1 pseudogene is annotated in these 468 nt (G+C 57.5%); it reads left to right on the top strand.

Features of this window, described 5'->3' with window-relative positions:
• Positions 1-263 precede the first annotated feature (263 nt).
• Positions 264-368, top strand: a pseudogene (locus HAP41_RS50475) (hypothetical protein); the annotation flags it as partial.
• Between the last annotated feature and the right edge of the window lie 100 nt (positions 369-468).

The following is a 468-nucleotide window of genomic DNA, read 5'->3' as shown; positions in this document are numbered from 1 at the left end:
AATTTCAAGATCATCGCCCGGTTAACAACTGAGAGGTAAACCGGTTTCAAGTCGGAGAAAGTGGACGACAAGTAGAGCATTCCGCGCGGCAATTAGGGGTTCTTCCGCACATTTGGTGCAGGGTGCAGGATTCACGGACAGTGCAAATAAGGGCATAAGGTCGGAATCGCAGTCGACGCCCGTGATTCGCCTTGCTCCAAGCCTTCCGCTCACTGGTTTCCTCCGAGCTTTCGATTGTCGAGATCCTTCCCCAGACCAACAGGGTGGTGCTCGTAGCTCGGCCGAAGTCAGCGGTCTCGCTCTGTCCCTGTTGCGGCTGCCAGACGTGTCGCGTCCACAGCCATTACGTGCGACGCTTAGCCGATCTGCCCTGGCAGGGTCGGGTTGTCGAAATCCGGCTTCACGCGCGACGGTTTCGATGCGCGAATCTGCAATGCCCGCGTCGGATATTCACCGAACGACTACCGG

It is taken from the genome of Bradyrhizobium barranii subsp. apii (genome assembly GCF_011516635.5).
GTDB classification, from domain to species: Bacteria; Pseudomonadota; Alphaproteobacteria; order Rhizobiales; family Xanthobacteraceae; genus Bradyrhizobium; species Bradyrhizobium barranii.
Note: the sequence above shows the minus strand (reverse complement) of the source record. Positions and strands in the feature narration are given on the sequence as shown.